Raw genomic sequence first — 16,506 nt, forward strand, 5'->3', positions numbered from 1 at the left:
TACCTGATTTCTGCAATGATTTGCTACACTTTGTCAGCACAGAATATGATAAAACTACACGACATAAACATATTAAGTTGTTTAAGATGCTGAATACTTTAAATTCTGGTCGAAAAGCAACACGGTCACATTGGTCTCTAGGCCAAGGAAGTACGAATTATTTATGAAATTTCAAACGATAGCTTGCGCCGTTGCGATTGCGACAGGTGGATTCTTTTTTACCCATGTAGTGAATGATGCGATTGCGGCCAATAGTACAGAAGTGCTCAGCAAGGCGATTCAGCCATCTCAAGAACAGGCACTAGTGTCACGCCAGCTGGCAACCCTAGTGGACCGTCAGCACTATTTGAATATGCGTCTGGATGCTCAGACTTCACAGCGCATTTTTGATTTCTATATCGATAGTCTTGATCCGGAACATAGTCTATTTCTGGCTCCAGAAGTTGAAAACTACAAGAAACGTTATGGTGCCAGTTTTGGTGCCAATCTGAAAGCCGGCAATTTGTCGGGTCCTTATGAAATACATGAACAATATCGTCAGCGTCTGACCCAGTTCTATACGTATATGTTGAATGAGCTGAAAAAACCGCAGAATCTGAACCAGCCGAATGTTTATATCGAAACGGATCGTGAAAAAGCACCGTTCTTTAAAACAGAAGCTGAACAGCGCGCGCACTGGTCAAAAATGCTGGTGTCTCAGCTGATCAATCTGACTATCAGCAAAGAGGAAGAACAGGCCAAGCAGAAAGCCCTGAAAGCCAATCCGGAACTGGCCAATGGACAGGATCTCACAGGTCCTGAAGATCTGACGCCTGCGCAAACCTTGACTAAGCGTTACACCCGTCAGCTCGAACGCCTCAGCCGCATCAAGAGCGATGATGTGCTCGACAAGACACTGAACGCGATGATGCTGACCTATGATCCGCACAGTAATTACTTCCCGCCTGTCGATGCGATGGAACTGAATCGTCAGACGACTTTGCAGTTAGAAGGGATTGGTGTGTCGATTCGTCCGGAACGCGGCAATGAAGATTACACCAAGATTGAAACCATTGTCGAAGGTGGTCCAGCCAGTAAGTCAGGCCAGGTCAAATCAGGGGATCGTATCATTGGTGTAGCTCAAGATGGCGAGCAGATGGTCGATGTTATTGGCTGGCCAAGTAATGAAATTGTCGGTTTGATTCGCGGCAAGCGCGGCACCAAAGTCACTTTACGCTTACTCGGTGCAGGCGCTCCTATGGGACAGGCACGTAATGTGACCATTACCCGTGATGTGATCCAGGAAGAAGATGCAGGTGTACGTACACGTGTAGTTGAGATTCAACGTGACGGTAAAAAATATCAATATGGTGTGATCGAAATTCCGTCTTTCTATCTGAACTATCGTGCACGCCGTGCGGGTACGGATTATCGCTCGGTCTCTGAAGATACCAACAAGGCCTTGAAAGAGCTGGCAGCGAAGAATGTTGCCGGGATTATTGTCGATTTGCGCAATAACCCAGGCGGTTCACTGGAGGAAGTGGCACGTATGCTCGGACAGGTGATCAAGTCTGGTCCAGTGGTACAGATCCGTGATGGTAATGGCAACGTTAGCGTCTTTGAAGATGATGATGGCGGCGCACAAACCTATGCAGGTCCACTGGCAGTGATGGTCAATCTGGCATCTGCTTCAGCCAGTGAAATTTACTCTGCTGCGATTCAGGATTATGAGCGCGGGATTGTGATTGGCAGTACCACCACAGGTAAAGGTACGGCACAGGTACAACTGGATAGCTTGGCACATGGACAGGCGACACTGACCCAGCGTAAATTCTACCGTGTGACCGGTGGCAGTACCCAAAATAAAGGGGTCATTCCGGACATTAAACTGGTTGATATTTATAACGAAGAGTTCGGTGAGCGTAAGGCCAAAAATGCCTTGCAGTGGGATACCATTCCAACTGCGCCATTTAAACGTGAAGGCGCAGTACAGAAATATGTCCCTGAACTGGCTAAACTTTCTCAGCAACGGGTTTCACTTGATTCTCAGTTCAAGTATTTGGAACAGCGTAAAGCCGTAATGAAGAAAGCTGAAGAAGAAAAGCGTCAGGTACTGGACTTGCAACAGCGTAAAGCCGAGCTGATTGCAATGGAGCAAAAAACGCTGGAAGCAGAAAATGCCCGCCGTATTGCTACAGGTCTTAAGCCTTATCCGAATTGGGAAAGTTATCAGGCTTCGATGGATGCCTTGATTGAAACGCGTGCCAAGATGAAGGCCAAAGAACGTCCGGCTTTGCCTGAAGAAGAAGCTTTTGTGATTGAAGCGGCAAATGTGTTACTCGATTATGCCAACCTGCAGAAAAAATCCTAAGATTTAACTTTATTTATCTTTTATTAAAATAGCCTGTTTCGACAGGCTATTTTTTTATTCGGCCAGTTTGCACAAAAGACCAAATTAAATTTTGCTATGAAGTGCCATCTATCTAAATAAAAAGAAAAAAATTGTGACGGTGGTCGAATAAATGAGCTAAAAAAATGAAGCTAAATATTTGCTTAAATTTGAAACACTTCTAATATATAAGTCATATTTTATTTTTATGTTGAGTCAGATTTTAGGGGCAATTCTCAACTTCAAAAGAAAGAAATATAAATTCTAAGTTTGAGTTAAGACTGATGCTGTTGCAGATGAATTCACTTGCATTGATGTTCAGCTTGATGATTTTAATAAGTTCAAATTTGACCGGATGAAAATGGAAATACCAGTGCAGAGTATTATAAAAATGGTCACCGATGGGGAGCATTTTATATGATTGAAATTCAGCATGATATTACTCTGGTCACCGCTTCCATTCTTTCAGCATTGATTGCTTGTTATCTGATTATCCGGATTAAAAAATTTGCTTCAGGGGCTGCGCAGCCAAATGTTAAAACTTTCAGTTTAATGCTAACAGCTATGCTATTGGGACTATTGATCTGGTTGATCCATTTTATCGGGCTGACAGCAAGTTTTATGCTGCATACATATGAAATAGATTGGGGGATACTGCTCCTTTCTGTTCTGGTGGTATGCTTTGCCGCTATCTTTATCTTCTGGTTGAGTACACGGAAGACTTGGTCGTTTTTTCGAATAGTTCTTGTCACCGGGATAATCGCGCTTGGTATCTTTGGTATGCATTATATCAGCATGATGGCATTCAATTTTACTGCTAGCAATGTGCTACAGTTCCCGCAATTTACCCATACACAGGATCAGCTTTTTCTGGCCATAATATTAATGAGCGGGCTGTTACTGCTAACGCTGATTTGTATCGTTGTGTCCGAACTGCGTGTCGGTTCACGCAATCGTCAGCTTGCTTGGGCCAATCAGCAAATTGAAAACCAGACCATTCAGGATAATCTGACCAAATTACCCAACCGTCTATATCTGGCTGAGTATGCAAATAAATTATTTTCTGATCAGCCCCAGCAGCATGAAATTGCTTTTTTATACATTGATCTGGACCGTTTTAAGGCGGTCAATGATGTGTTTGGCCATCTGGTCGGTGACCAGTTGCTGATTCAGTTGACCACACGGATTCACCAGTTATTGGGTCATCACTCCAAGCTGCTCAGAATCGGCGGCGATGAATTTCTGCTGGTACTGGAAAATACCTCTGTTACCAAAGCGGCAAAAATGTCAGAAAAGATTCTCGAGCTGATCCAGGAAAGTTTCCTGATTGAAGGCAAGAGTATTCATATCTCGGGCAGTATTGGTATTGCCATGTATCCGGAACATGGCAAAAATTTACAGGATTTGTTAGTCAATGCCGATGCTGCCATGCTCAGTTCCAAGTATCAGGGACGCAATACCTATTCGGTGTTTAACTATTCTACCGATCAGGATGAAAGCAAGAGTCAAAGTACCCTGATTAATGATCTGTATAAAGCGGTGGAAGAACAGCAGTTTGTACTGTTCTATCAGCCAAAGTTTAGGACCAGGGACCGTAGCTTGTGTGGGGTAGAGGCATTAATCCGCTGGAACCATCCCCAGTTTGGATTGCTTGGCCCGAATCTGTTTATCAATGCAGCTGAAAAAACCGGACTGATTATTCAAATGGGCTATTGGGCATTAGAGTTGGCCTGTCAGCAGATTCAAAAATGGCAAGATACACATACCGAATTTTTCCCTGTTGCGGTTAATTTGTCTGCGGTACAATTTGAGCATAAGCAGCTTTTTAGTACCTTGGAAAAGTTATTTGCCCAATATAAAATTAGTCCTCGGCATTTGATGATCGAGATTACTGAGTCGACTGCCATGCATCACATTGATGTGAGTATTCGCAGCTTCAAGCGCTTAAGACAAATGGGCATCCGTCTGGCTATTGATGATTTTGGTACGGGACATTCAAGTTTTCTCTATTTAAAGAATTTAGCCGTAGATGAATTAAAAATTGACCGGGAATTTATCAAAAATCTGGCAGTCGGCTCCAAAGAAGAAATAATTCTGGAAAGCATTATTCAGCTGGCCATGAAACTGGGATTGGTGGTGACCGCGGAAGGTGTTGAAACAGAAGCGCAAGCGGAAATTTTAACCCGGCTCGGTTGTGAACAGTTACAAGGTTTTTTACTGGGCTTGCCGGTAGATGAACAACGTTTAGAAAGTTTACAATTCCATTAATAGCGCTCTAATTGATTGAGCGTCAGGATAGACAATATGGCTCACGGAACTCCACCCTGAAACTCTGCTACAATATCGCCAATTTTTTTCATATTGATCGAATTTGATCTCGAATGCTGTGCATTGAGCAGTAGGTATATTTCATGAGCTTTAAGCAAGAACTGGCGGCACAAGTCGCCCAGCGACGTACGTTCGCTATTATTTCCCACCCCGATGCCGGTAAAACCACCATGACAGAAAAATTGCTGTTATGGGGTCAGGCCATTCAGGTAGCCGGGATGGTAAAAAGCCGTAAATCTGACCGGGCCGCAACATCGGACTGGATGGAAATGGAAAAAGAGCGTGGTATCTCGATCACGACTTCGGTGATGCAATTTCCTTTTAAAGACAAGATGATCAATCTTCTGGATACCCCGGGACATGAGGACTTCTCGGAAGATACCTATCGTACCTTAACCGCAGTAGACTCTGCGCTGATGGTGATTGACGGGGCAAAAGGTGTCGAAGACCGTACCATTAAACTGATGGAAGTGTGTCGGATGCGCGATACCCCGATCATCTCATTCGTCAACAAAATGGACCGTGAAATCCGTGAGCCGCTCGAACTTCTTGATGAAATTGAAAACGTTCTAAAAATTAAATGTGTACCATTAACTTGGCCATTGGGTACAGGTCGTGACTTCGCTGGTGTTTATAACCTGATCGAAGACAAGTTTTATGTTTATAAAGCGGGCTTCGGTTCAGTGATTACCGACATTGAGGTACGCGATGGTTATGACTATCCGGATCTTCGCGAGAAAGTAGGTGATCTGGCTTGGGCAGCATTTGAAGAATCGCTGGAACTGGTACAAATGGCCAATGAGCCTTTGGATCGTGAAGAGTTTCTGGCGGGTCGTCAAACACCTGTTCTGTTCGGTACAGCCTTGGGTAACTTTGGTGTCGACCATGTTCTGGATGCTTTCAGCCAATATGCACCACCACCGAAAGCTCATCCGACCCAAGATCGTGTTGTAGAAGCGAATGAAGAAGGTTTTACCGGTTTTGTCTTTAAAATTCAGGCCAATATGGATCCAAAACACCGTGACCGTATTGCTTTCATGCGGATATGTTCAGGCAAGTATGAAAAAGGCCTGAAGATGAAGCATGTGCGTCTGGATAAAGATGTGCGCATCAGCGATGCCTTAACTTTCCTTGCAGGAGACCGTCAGCATCTTGAAGAAGCCTGGCCGGGTGATATTATTGGTCTGCATAACCATGGCACTATCCAGATCGGTGATACATTTACCTCGGGTGAGAAACTTCAGTTTACCGGTATTCCGCACTTTGCGCCGGAAATGTTCCGTCGTGTCCGATTGAAGGATCCATTAAAATCCAAGCAGCTGCAAAAAGGTCTGAAAGAGCTTTCAGAAGAAGGGGCAACCCAGGTATTCATGCCGCAGAATAACAACGATCTGATCGTGGGTGCTGTGGGTGTGCTACAGTTTGAAGTGGTGGCTTACCGTCTGAAAGAAGAATATAAGGTCGACTGTGTTTATGAACCTGTCAACATCAACACAGTACGTTGGGTATCTTGTGATGATGAGAAGAAATTCAATGAATTCAAGAAAAAAGCCCATGACCAGTTGTCTGTCGATGGTGGTGGTCATTTAACTTATCTTGCCCCAAGCCGGGTGAATTTACAGCTGATGCAAGAGCGCTATCCGGATATCGTGTTCCGTAATACACGCGAACACTAAAATTTCAGGGTTCGCAGCCAAAGTCTAAAAATATGAAGCAGCTTCTCCGGAAGCTGTTTTGTTTTATGCTACATTTAAGCAGTTAATAACTCGATAGATATAGTAAAGAGAATGAAGCTCAGTAAGGAAGTCGTCCTCGGTTCTGTGATTGGTTTAAGCCTTGTCCTAAATGGCTGTGATCAAGGTGAAAAAGAATCCCTTACTACTCCAAAAAATGAAAAAATCACTGTAGCGAAGAATGCTGATGTCTTGCCGTATCTGAATATTCAAGAGCAGCCGGCCAAGATTGCCTTGCCATTCTGTGAAAATAAAAACTGTATCAATCTGGATATTCAGACCTTAGATACGGTTGATCCATGGATGAACCAATGGATTGAAAAGCAGCAGGCAAAAGTGATTCAGGATCAAATTGGCTTGAAACAGGACATGAATTTACAGCAGGCCATCAATGCCTATGTGAAAAAATCGGATGCCTGGCAAGCTCAGCTCAATTTGAACAAGGCTTATGAACTGTCGCTATATACCCGTATTCCTTACCAGCGCAATCAGTATGTGCTGATGCAGATCGGGGTGGATTCCAAACAGGAAAATGTCAGCGTGCATGAGCGCTATTATTTTTTTGTGGCCGATCGCCGCCAGCAGAAAATGCTGACCCCACTTGATATTATCGACTCTAAACAGCAGTTGCTGATGGATCAGATTATTCAGCAGGCTTATCAAACCTGGTTAAAAGAAAACAATTCGCAAGTTCAGCAAAAAGCACCAAAAAAACTGTATTGGGGCCAAGCTGACTGGTTCTTTGATCAGGAAGGCATCGGTCTGCATTTTCGCAGTCATGAAATCAGTAAAGACGCCAAGCAACTGGATATTTATTTAACAAAACAACAAACACAACAGGTCTTGAAAGCTGAGATCTATCAGCATATGTTTTAAAGCTGATGATCTTGCAAGATGATTACAGGTTCCGAAAAGGTGAGTGAATGCCAAGATATAAGAATATTTTTTGTCTATCCATACTGGCATCAGCGGTGCTGCTGAGTGCCTGCCAGCCAAAGGGCGATGCCCCAAAAGAGTCGACTGCTCCTGAAGTGGTACAAACCGAGCCTGAAGTAATTAAACTCACGGGTGATACTGAAAAACTCAAGCTGACAATTCCGGAATGTGAAGACAAAAGCTGCCCGGAAATCTCGATTGAACGCCTGAACAGTAATCAAAGTTTTGTTAATGAATGGATTGATCAGCAGATTCTACAACAGTTGAAAAGTATCCTGTCTGTAGATGCGATTGAACCGGCAAAAGAGACCGCGGCTAGTGAAGCAGAAGCGGCTGCCTCTGAACCCAAAGCTGCTTTGACAACGGTAGCGACACCGAAACAGCAGCTTGAACAGCAAATTCAGCCTTATATACAGACTTTTTTGAATCTGGATAAAGAACTCAAAGCCCTGAGTGCCAGTCATAGCATCAGCCTGATGATTAAACCCAAGATTCTGAATTCAGGGGATCCCCTTGCGACCGTGGTTCTGAACAGCAGTTATTATCTGGGAGGAGCACATGGGGCATCTGCACAGACTTATTATAACTTTGATCTCGAACAGCAAAAACTGGTCAAGTTGGACGACATTATTGCGGCCAAGCAAAAAACCAAACTCGAAACGCGTGCCTATGAAGCTTTTAAAGACTGGGTGGTAGAATCCAAGCTTGCCAAAGATGTGGCCGAGTATGAACAGGCCTGGAAGTTCAAGCTTAGTGATAACTTCTATCTGGCCCAGCAAGGTCTGGTCTTGCAATATGCCGAATATGAAATTGGACCTTATGTCGCCGGTTTGCCACGTTTGATGATTCCGTATGAGCAGTTACAAGGTGTGCTGAAACCGGAATATTTGCCGCACACAGAAAATGCTGCCTCTGAAATAAAGCCAGCGCCTGCTGCAAAAGCCAAATGACCTTAAAGCTGTTTGATACGCATACCCATTTTGATGTTCCCGAGTTCGATCCTGATCGGGAACAGTTGGCGTATGCGGCCAAAACTGCCGGTGTTGAGCATCTGGTTTTAATAGGTTTTTTGCAAAACCGTTTTGCTGACCTACTAAGAACTCGCGACCTTATCAATGATCTGGAAAATGCACCGCAAAGCCATTTAGCACCGGGCTTGCATCCGTTTTATATTGAACAGCATCAGGTTGCTCATTTGCAGGAGCTGGAACAACTGCTTCATCATGAACGATGTATTGCCATTGGTGAAATCGGTCTGGATACCTTTTTAAAACAGCACAAACAGGCTGAAATTTTTCAGAAACAAAAAGATTTTTTTGCTGCACAACTGGAACTGGCGCAGCAATTCGATAAGCCGGTTTTGCTGCATATCCGTAAATCCCATGCGGAGGTTTTGCAGATGTTAAAACAACACCGATTTAAACAGGGCGGCATTGCACATGCCTTTGGTGGTGGAATTGAGGAAGCTAAAGCCTTTATCAAGCTGGGATTCAAACTGGGTATTACTGGGCAAATCACCAATCCAAACGCCAAAAAACTGCATCAAGTGGTGCAGTATGTCGGACCAGAACATCTGGTGCTGGAAACCGACTGTCCGGATATGACGCCGCTTTGTTGTCAAAGTTCGAGCGAGCATCGTACTAGAAATACGCCTGTCAATTTACCTTATGTGTTGCAAGGGCTGGCAAAAAGCCTGCATATGCATAAAGAGGAGCTGGCTGAACAGCTCTGGCAAAATACCCATCAGGCTCTGCATTTGACCATTTAAGTTAATACTCTTAACTCGGTCTTAAATTTCCAGTTCATCATAAATAGAAAAAAAGGTGCATTATGCAATTTCTAAAATGCTTCAGACTTGGCATCATGCCATATACATTTTTTTAGGTGAGATTCACATGGCACAAGGACTTTTGGCGGGTAAGCGCTTCTTGATCGCGGGCATTGCGAGTAAATTATCGATCGCTTTTGGTATTGCTCAAGCATTGCATCGTGAAGGTGCTGAATTGGCTTTTACTTATCCAAATGAAAAGCTGAAAAAGCGGGTAGATGACTTTGCTGAACAGTTTGGTTCGAAACTGGTTTTTCCTTGTGATGTGGCAGTAGATGCTGAAATTGACAATGCATTTGCTGAACTGGCTAAACACTGGGATGGTCTGGACGGCGTAGTGCATTCTATTGGTTTTGCACCGGCACATACGCTGGATGGCGACTTCACCGAAATCACGGATCGTGAAGGTTTTAATATTGCGCATGACATCAGTGCCTATAGTTTTATCGCAATGGCACGCGCGGCAAAACCTTTGCTGCAAGTCCGTCAGGGCTGCCTGCTAACGCTGACTTATCAAGGTTCTGAGCGCGTGATGCCAAACTATAACGTCATGGGTATGGCCAAAGCCTCTTTAGAAGCTGGCGTACGTTATTTGGCGTCTAGCTTGGGTCATGAAGGGATTCGTGTGAACGCGATCTCTGCGGGTCCAATCCGTACCTTGGCAGCGTCAGGTATTAAATCATTCCGTAAAATGCTCGACCTGAATGAGAAAGTTGCACCATTAAAACGTAATGTGACGATTGAAGATGTGGGTAATGCTGCCTTATTCCTGTGCTCGCCATGGGCCAACGGGATTACGGGTGAAATCCTGTATGTTGATGCCGGCTTTAACACTGTTGGTATGAGCGCTGAATTGATGGCAGATGCGGAATAAAAATCTGCTTTTCACCTTCTCCCTTTGGGAGAAGGTCGGGATGAGGGAATTTTTATTTACCTCTCCCTTACTAGCAGTGCTTGTCATCTTCTAGAAGATGAGAGAATTCCTCCCTTTTTAAAGGGAGGTGAGGAGGGATTGAGTTAAGAAATTAATCTCCCCAAATCTCTCTTTAAAAAGAGGGGCTCAAAAAAAGACCGCATAAGCGGTCTTTTTTAGATTTTAAGGGCAGCGATTAAGCTTGACCATCCACAGCAGCGGCTTGGGCACGTTGCATATTGGCTTCAAATTCAGCATCGAAGTTGATTGGTGTAAGCAGTAACTGTGGGAAACTGCCTTTAGTCACCATATCATTCACTGCCTCACGTAGGAACGGGAACAGGATATTCGGGCAATAAGCACCCAGGATATATGGCAGACGCTCTTCTTCAACGCCATCAATCAGGAAAATACCGGCTTGAGTGACATCAACGATAAACGCGGTATCACCTTCGTTGGTTGCTTGAACCACGACTTTCAACGTCACTTCAAAATGAGTTTCATCAATTTTTTCTGCAGAAGAAGAAAGATTGATGTTTAACTCAGGCTGCCATTGTTTGGTAAAAACTTGCGCCCCAGGAACTTCAAAAGAAATATCTTTGGTATAAATACGCTCTAATGCCAATTGTGGTTGAGCTTGTTGTTCTTCACTCATTTTTTGATCCTTAATATGAAGTGATAATTTTAGTAAGGTTAAGCCAGTAATTCATCAAGTTTGCCTTCACGCTCTAAAGCATAAAGCTGGTCGAAACCACCGATAAACTGATCATTAATAAAAATTTGTGGCACGGTACGGTGATTGGTACGCTGCATCAATTCAAGACGGACTTCTGGTGCTTCCTGAGATAAATTAATCTCTTTATATGCCACACCTTTGCGTTCCAATAGCTGTTTCGCACGTACGCAATAAGGACATACAGTCGTCGAATAAATAGTCACTTCAGCCATGATCAATCTCCTGTTCGTGGATTATTTGCTTTTCACCAAAGGTAAACCTTGAGCTTTCCAGTTGCTGATGCCGCCATCAAGACGGTAGGCATCGGCATGACCGACCTGTTGTAACGCAGTACCAGCCACCTGTCCAAGGTTGCAAATGAACACCAAAGGGCGATCAGATGCTTTAAGCTCTTCAACATGTTTTGTAATCTGGCTATATGGAATATTACGGCTGCCACTGATATGACCTTCACGGAAGTCTTTGGCATCGCGTAAATCAATCAGCATGGCATTTTTTGCTTTGACTAAAATTCCCAGCGATTGCGGAGAGATTTTGCGACCGTTACGTTGGCCTTCGACAATGAAGAACAAAACCACTAATACCGCGAGTGTTCCAAATAAGAAGGGGTGATTCCCCATAAACTCGAACCAACGTTCCACAATTCACCTAATTACAATTTTAAAATTGCCAAGAGTATAGCTCATAAATATGGTGATCAAAATCACCGCTTCAAGGGCGAGGCCTTAAGAAAATTAATTTTTTTGCTGTGCTTCAGTAATTTCGTCGATTAAACGCAAATAGCTGTCCAGTCGGCGCGGCAAAATTTCACCTGCTGCTGCTGCCTGACGTAAGGCACACTGCTTTTCATGTTTATGGGTACAGTTGCGGAACTGGCAGTGACCGAGCAGATTTTCTATTTCAGGAAAACCAGTCTGGATCTTGTCTAAAGTCAGATGCCAGAGACCAAATTCCCGGATTCCCGGTGAGTCGATCAGCGCAGCATTTTCCCCGAATGGAATCAGGCGCGTCGAAGTCGTGGTATGTTGACCCAGTGCCGAGTTTTCAGAAATGATATTGGTCTTTTGTGCAGCATCCGGCACGATCGCATTAATCAGCGTACTTTTACCGACACCCGATTGACCGACAAAGGCCACAGTTTCATTTTTCAGACGATTAGACAGTGCAGTCAGGTCGCCATCGGACTGGGTCTGCATCACTTCATAACCGAGATCCTGATATTCTTGTAACAGATTCAGAATCGGATCGTTTTCTTTCAACAAATCGGCTTTGTTCATTACCAGTAGCGCAGGAATGTCGGCATCGGCACAGGCCACCAGATAACGGTCGATCAGACCCGGCGCCGGCTCAGGCAGAGGAGCGAATACAATCACAATCAGTGAAATGTTGGCCGCAACCGGTTTAACCTTGTGATAGCGGTCGGGGCGTGTCAATAACGATTTGCGGGGATGAATCGCGGTGATAATCCCCAAACCGGTATTTGGATCGGCTTGCCATTTAACCCGATCCCCAGTGACCAGTAAATCCAGATTGGTTCGGGTATGACAGCGCCAGACACTGCCTAGCTCGATTTCTTTCCAGAAAGGTTCAGGTTCGCCCTCTTGTACCACCGGTTTTTCAGGATGAATGTCGGGGGTAGACAAGGCCTGCACTTCAAGTTGACGACCATAATGTTGCACCACTAGACCTTCGAGATCGCTGGAGGTATCGAGATCTTCTTGACGTGTTTTCTGTTGTTTCTGAATGCGGCGCTGTTGTTGCTCTGTCAGACGACGCTTACGTATTAAGGCCATTCATATCCTAAAAAAACCGGGTAAATCAGATGGCAAAAATAGCATGAAGCAGCCCCCGAATGACACCCAAGATGTAATTAATTTGCTACTATAGTTGTTTTTAAACCCAATAAGATTGCACATTTATGAGCAGTACCGCTGATACCCGCCTGATTTGGATTGACCTGGAAATGACAGGTCTAGACACAGACAATGACCAAATTATTGAAATTGCGACGATTGTAACCGATGACAATTTAAATATTCTGGCTGAAGGTCCTGTGCTTGCGGTGCATCAGCCTGCCCGTCTGTTAAATGCGATGGATGAATGGAATACCCGTCAACATGGTCAGTCTGGCCTGATTGAACGTGTGCGTCGCAGTAAACTGACCGCTCAGGATGCCGAGCAGCAAACGCTTGAATTTCTGAAAAAATGGGTGAATCCAAAATCATCACCAATGTGTGGTAACTCGATCTGTCAGGATCGTCGTTTCCTGCACCGCCTAATGCCTGAACTGGAACAGTATTTCCATTACCGTAATCTGGATGTTTCTTCAGTGAAAGAACTGGCCAAACGCTGGCGCCCGGAAATCATGAGTGGCCTCAAGAAAAATGCCTCGCATCTGGCGATGGATGACATTCGTGATTCAATTGCCGAACTGAAATACTATCGTGAATATTTTTTCATCATGAATAAAGACTAATTCCGATAGATGAAAAAGAGGCGTAAGCCTCTTTTTTTATGGTGCTGAGGCTTTTTTCTTTTTAAAAAGACCCTCTATGATTTCAAATATGGCCCACGATACAAGCACCAAAATCAAATGGGTCTGGGTTTCATAACGATCCAAGATCACAAAACCAAACAAGCCTAAAGTCAGCAAACGAATAAAAATACTCAGCCCATAGTTTTTCTGCTTTTGGCTACTGTAAAAATATAAATGTAACGCAATCAGTATAAAGTTGAGAGTCAAAAGAGCATTGATGAGCACAGGGTTTGACTCCTATATTTAAAATTCTATTTAATTTAAAATTATATGTATAAATTTTATTCAATTATAAGGTGTTCCTGAATTTATCTTTCTGATTTTCTTGATGGATTTTGTATCGAAATTTTAGGAGCAGTAAAACAATGCTGACTTTGCTAAAATAAACTGTGATTTAACTGCTATTGATGACTTATGACTGATCTGCTTCAAGACGATGAATATGAGCGCCGCTTTGCCGGTGTTGCCAAAATTTATGGAGAAGATAGCTTTAGCCATTATGAAAAAAGTCATGTGATGGTGATCGGTATCGGCGGTGTCGGTTCATGGGCAGTAGAAGCTCTGGCACGTAGCGGAATTGGCGAACTGACCTTGGTCGATATGGATGTCGTCGCAGCATCAAATATCAACCGCCAGTTACCTGCCATGAGTACCACCTTGGGTCATGAAAAAATTGAAGTTATGGCCGAGCGGTGTCGTGCAATTAATCCACGGATTAAAATCAATCTGATTGATGATTATCTGACACCTGAGAATATCAAAGAAATTTTAGCTCCGACACCGGATCTGATTTTAGATTGCATCGATGATGTCAAAGCCAAATTCGCCTTGATGTTACATTGTCGCTTTAACAAGATTCCGTTAATCGTATCGGGCGGGGCAGGGGGTAAACTGGATCCACTGAAAATTCGTGTTGCAGATTTATCTAAAACCGAGCAGGATCCGATGCTGGCCAAATTGCGTGCCCAGTTACGTGCTAAAGGCATCTGTAAAAAGCCCAAAGAAAAATTCGGTATTACCTGTGTCTATTCAATTGATAATCCATTCTCAAGTGCCGATGTCTGTGCCAGTGCCGGTTTGCGATGTGGAGGGTATGGGTCGGCTGTGGTGGTGACCTCCAGTTTTGCCATGGTCGCCGTGGCAGAAGGGCTGAAAAAGCTCGATAGTAAAAGAGCAAAATCCTGATTTGAAAAATAAAAAGCACAGTATCTGTGCTTTTTTTCAAGTGACGTTTAGAATGAAAGGATTCATTCACAGAACAAAAATAATGTTTTGGAGCAGCTATGTGGTTTTTGCTGGTATTGATTTTGGGGACAGGAGCTTTAGCGGTGTGGATGTGGAAACGTCCGGATCCGGTGAAACGTGATCAGGCCAAAGCCGAGTATCATGATTTATGGATTGAGCAGGTTGATGCGCAGCTTAAACATGCAGCACGATTGAGTTCAGATCCGGAGCATCCGAACTATGAACGTGCCTATCAGATTTATCAGGGACTGGCTCAGCAACAGGAAATCCCACAAGCCTATGTCGGGATGGGTCTGATGCATCTGCAAGGTCTGGGACATGAGCAAAATACTGAAAAAGCCATCAGCTACCTGGACAAAGCCTTTCGCCTAGGTAGTGATGAAGCAGCTTATCATCTGGGTCAAATTCATGAAGGAGAGGCGTATCAGCAGGCTGACCCGGAAAAAGCCCTGTACTGGTACCGTCATGCGGTAGCACGGGGTAATCTGGATGCCCAGTATCGTATCACTGAACTTTCTTCTGCCGAAGACCATCAAAACGAGATGATTGCAGAAAAACAGCGTCTGGCATTATTCATTCAAAATGCCGGGCAGGGTCATGCCAATTCGCAGTATCAGCTGGCCCAGTATTATCTGGCTGATTCTGCAGCCCAAGATTTAGTGCAAGGAATACATTATCTGTTTCTGGCGGCTCGGCAGGATCATTTGGCTGCCAATCAGCAGATCGCCGATGATTATGCGCATGGACAGATTCTCCCCCAAGACTTGACGCAATCGCTGCAATTTATTAAACGCTGTATCAGTCTCGGTGACCAGAAAGGTCTCTATGATTATTATGCCGGTGTGTTGCAAGGCCGTATCGATCCCGATCAGCGTCAGCGCGTGTTTCAGCATTTATTGCAGCAGTCCAAAGATCACGCCGATGCACACGCCAAGGCTTTAATCGGGCTGGCCTATTTTCATGGCTGGTATGTCGATAAAAATGAAACCATGGCATTTCGTTACTGGTCGGAAGCGGCCAACAGCAAACATGTGCCTGCCTTATGCATAATTGCTGCGCTGTATTTTGAGCAGCATCTGGTTGCCAACGAACCGCAAAAAGCATTTGAGTTATATCAGGCTGCCTATCGGCTTAGTCCTAACGATGTGTCTGCACAGATGGGGATGGCGCTGTGTTATTTAAATGGTATTGGTACGGCGAAAGATACGGGTAAAGCCACACAAATGATTCAGAGCGCGGCACAGCAGTATTGGCAGATTGTGGCTCAGTCTGAAGCGGATTTAATTTATAGCGTCGGCCGGTTTTATAGTCTGGCTGAATATCCATTGTCGACACGTGATAAAGCTGTCCAGTACCTGAATCAGGCAGTTGCGAAAGGTTCGAAAGAAGCGGCATGGTTCCTGTACCAAGCTCTCTCAGGTATTTATCCTGTGTTTAGCAATAATGCAGAGCTGGCCAATCGTTATCTGCATCAGGCTGCACAATTGGGGCATGCCCAGGCACAAGCAGAAGTGGGCTTGAAGTATCTTAAAGGGCAACAGATTGCGCAGGATATTGCCTTAGGCTTGAGCTATCTGCGAAAAGCAGCTGCTCAGCAGAATGGTGTGGCACTAAATGCTTTGGGCGAAGCATATGAGCAGGGTCAAGGAGTTGAGAGTAATATTGAACAAGCCGTACAGTATTATCAGCAGGCGGCAGCGCAGGTGAATGTGGATGCTTATAGCCATCTTGGACGTTTATATACCAAGGGCATTGGCGTGGAGCGTGATATCGGAACCGCACGAGACTGGCTGGAAAAAGGCAGTTTACTCGGACATGAGCGATCCAATGAATTATTGAAAAATGTGAATGCTTATTTGCAAATGCAATAATTTTCCTCGAAT

General features: G+C 44.4%; 14 protein-coding genes. 10 read left to right on the forward strand and 4 right to left on the reverse strand.

Annotated features, from left to right (window positions below):
• Positions 1–163: 163 nt before the first annotated feature.
• The 7 genes from VXQ11_RS04600 to VXQ11_RS04630 all read left to right on the forward strand — a co-directional run bounded on the left by VXQ11_RS04600 (position 164) and on the right by VXQ11_RS04630 (position 10,067).
• Positions 164–2,350 (forward strand): carboxy terminal-processing peptidase, encoded by a 2,187-nt coding sequence (locus VXQ11_RS04600; RefSeq protein WP_064094807.1) that lies wholly within the window; start codon positions 164–166, stop codon positions 2,348–2,350.
• 435 nt (positions 2,351–2,785) lie between these two features.
• The gene (locus VXQ11_RS04605) at positions 2,786–4,636 is read left to right on the forward strand and encodes a putative bifunctional diguanylate cyclase/phosphodiesterase (protein WP_416705523.1); all 1,851 of its coding nucleotides are present in this window, start codon (positions 2,786–2,788) and stop codon (positions 4,634–4,636) included.
• 143 nt (positions 4,637–4,779) lie between these two features.
• The gene (locus VXQ11_RS04610; RefSeq protein ID WP_064094805.1) at positions 4,780–6,372 is read left to right on the forward strand and encodes a peptide chain release factor 3; all 1,593 of its coding nucleotides are present in this window, start codon (positions 4,780–4,782) and stop codon (positions 6,370–6,372) included.
• Between the two features lie 111 nt (positions 6,373–6,483).
• Positions 6,484–7,305, forward strand: coding sequence for a hypothetical protein (locus VXQ11_RS04615; protein ID WP_191730380.1), 822 nt, complete (start codon positions 6,484–6,486; stop codon positions 7,303–7,305).
• A gap of 47 nt (positions 7,306–7,352) precedes the next feature.
• Positions 7,353–8,315, forward strand: a complete 963-nt coding sequence (locus VXQ11_RS04620) for an RsiV family protein (RefSeq protein ID WP_416705524.1) — start codon at positions 7,353–7,355, stop codon at positions 8,313–8,315.
• The gene (locus tag VXQ11_RS04625; protein ID WP_416705525.1) at positions 8,312–9,133 is read left to right on the forward strand and encodes a TatD family hydrolase; all 822 of its coding nucleotides are present in this window, start codon (positions 8,312–8,314) and stop codon (positions 9,131–9,133) included. The genes VXQ11_RS04620 and VXQ11_RS04625 overlap by 4 nt, the downstream gene beginning before the upstream one ends.
• 127 nt (positions 9,134–9,260) lie before the next feature.
• The gene (locus VXQ11_RS04630) at positions 9,261–10,067 is read left to right on the forward strand and encodes an enoyl-ACP reductase FabI (protein ID WP_416705526.1); all 807 of its coding nucleotides are present in this window, start codon (positions 9,261–9,263) and stop codon (positions 10,065–10,067) included.
• Between the two features lie 235 nt (positions 10,068–10,302).
• On the opposite strand, the gene secB is transcribed toward VXQ11_RS04630, so the two are convergent.
• The 4 genes from secB to rsgA form a co-directional block, all read right to left on the reverse strand.
• Entirely contained in the window at positions 10,303–10,761 is a 459-nt protein-coding gene (secB, locus tag VXQ11_RS04635; protein ID WP_064094800.1) for a protein-export chaperone SecB, read from the reverse strand.
• A gap of 38 nt (positions 10,762–10,799) precedes the next feature.
• A complete protein-coding gene (gene grxC / locus VXQ11_RS04640) occupies positions 10,800–11,054 on the reverse strand; it encodes a glutaredoxin 3 (RefSeq protein WP_004278388.1) in 255 nt (84 codons plus the stop codon).
• A 21-nt stretch (positions 11,055–11,075) separates the two neighbouring features.
• The gene (locus VXQ11_RS04645; protein WP_064094799.1) at positions 11,076–11,483 is read right to left on the reverse strand and encodes a rhodanese-like domain-containing protein; all 408 of its coding nucleotides are present in this window, start codon (positions 11,481–11,483) and stop codon (positions 11,076–11,078) included.
• A gap of 93 nt (positions 11,484–11,576) precedes the next feature.
• Complete coding sequence (gene rsgA / locus VXQ11_RS04650) at positions 11,577–12,635, reverse strand: ribosome small subunit-dependent GTPase A (protein ID WP_416705527.1); 1,059 nt, start codon at positions 12,633–12,635, stop codon at positions 11,577–11,579.
• A gap of 125 nt (positions 12,636–12,760) precedes the next feature.
• Here rsgA and orn point away from each other — a divergent pair, with 125 nt between their 5' ends.
• From orn to VXQ11_RS04665, 3 genes are all read left to right on the forward strand, one after another.
• Positions 12,761–13,318 carry an oligoribonuclease gene (gene orn / locus VXQ11_RS04655; RefSeq protein ID WP_005103209.1) on the forward strand — a complete coding sequence of 186 codons (558 nt, stop codon included), beginning with the start codon at positions 12,761–12,763 and terminating at the stop codon, positions 13,316–13,318.
• A 474-nt stretch (positions 13,319–13,792) separates the two neighbouring features.
• Entirely contained in the window at positions 13,793–14,563 is a 771-nt protein-coding gene (locus VXQ11_RS04660; RefSeq protein ID WP_191730384.1) for a ThiF family adenylyltransferase, read from the forward strand.
• Positions 14,564–14,661: 98 nt separating this feature from the next.
• Positions 14,662–16,494, forward strand: a complete 1,833-nt coding sequence (locus tag VXQ11_RS04665; RefSeq protein WP_416680394.1) for a tetratricopeptide repeat protein — start codon at positions 14,662–14,664, stop codon at positions 16,492–16,494.
• Positions 16,495–16,506: the final 12 nt, after the last annotated feature.

The sequence above is a fragment of the Acinetobacter sp. 197 genome (assembly GCF_048148385.1).
Taxonomy (GTDB): domain Bacteria; phylum Pseudomonadota; class Gammaproteobacteria; order Pseudomonadales; family Moraxellaceae; genus Acinetobacter; species Acinetobacter pecorum.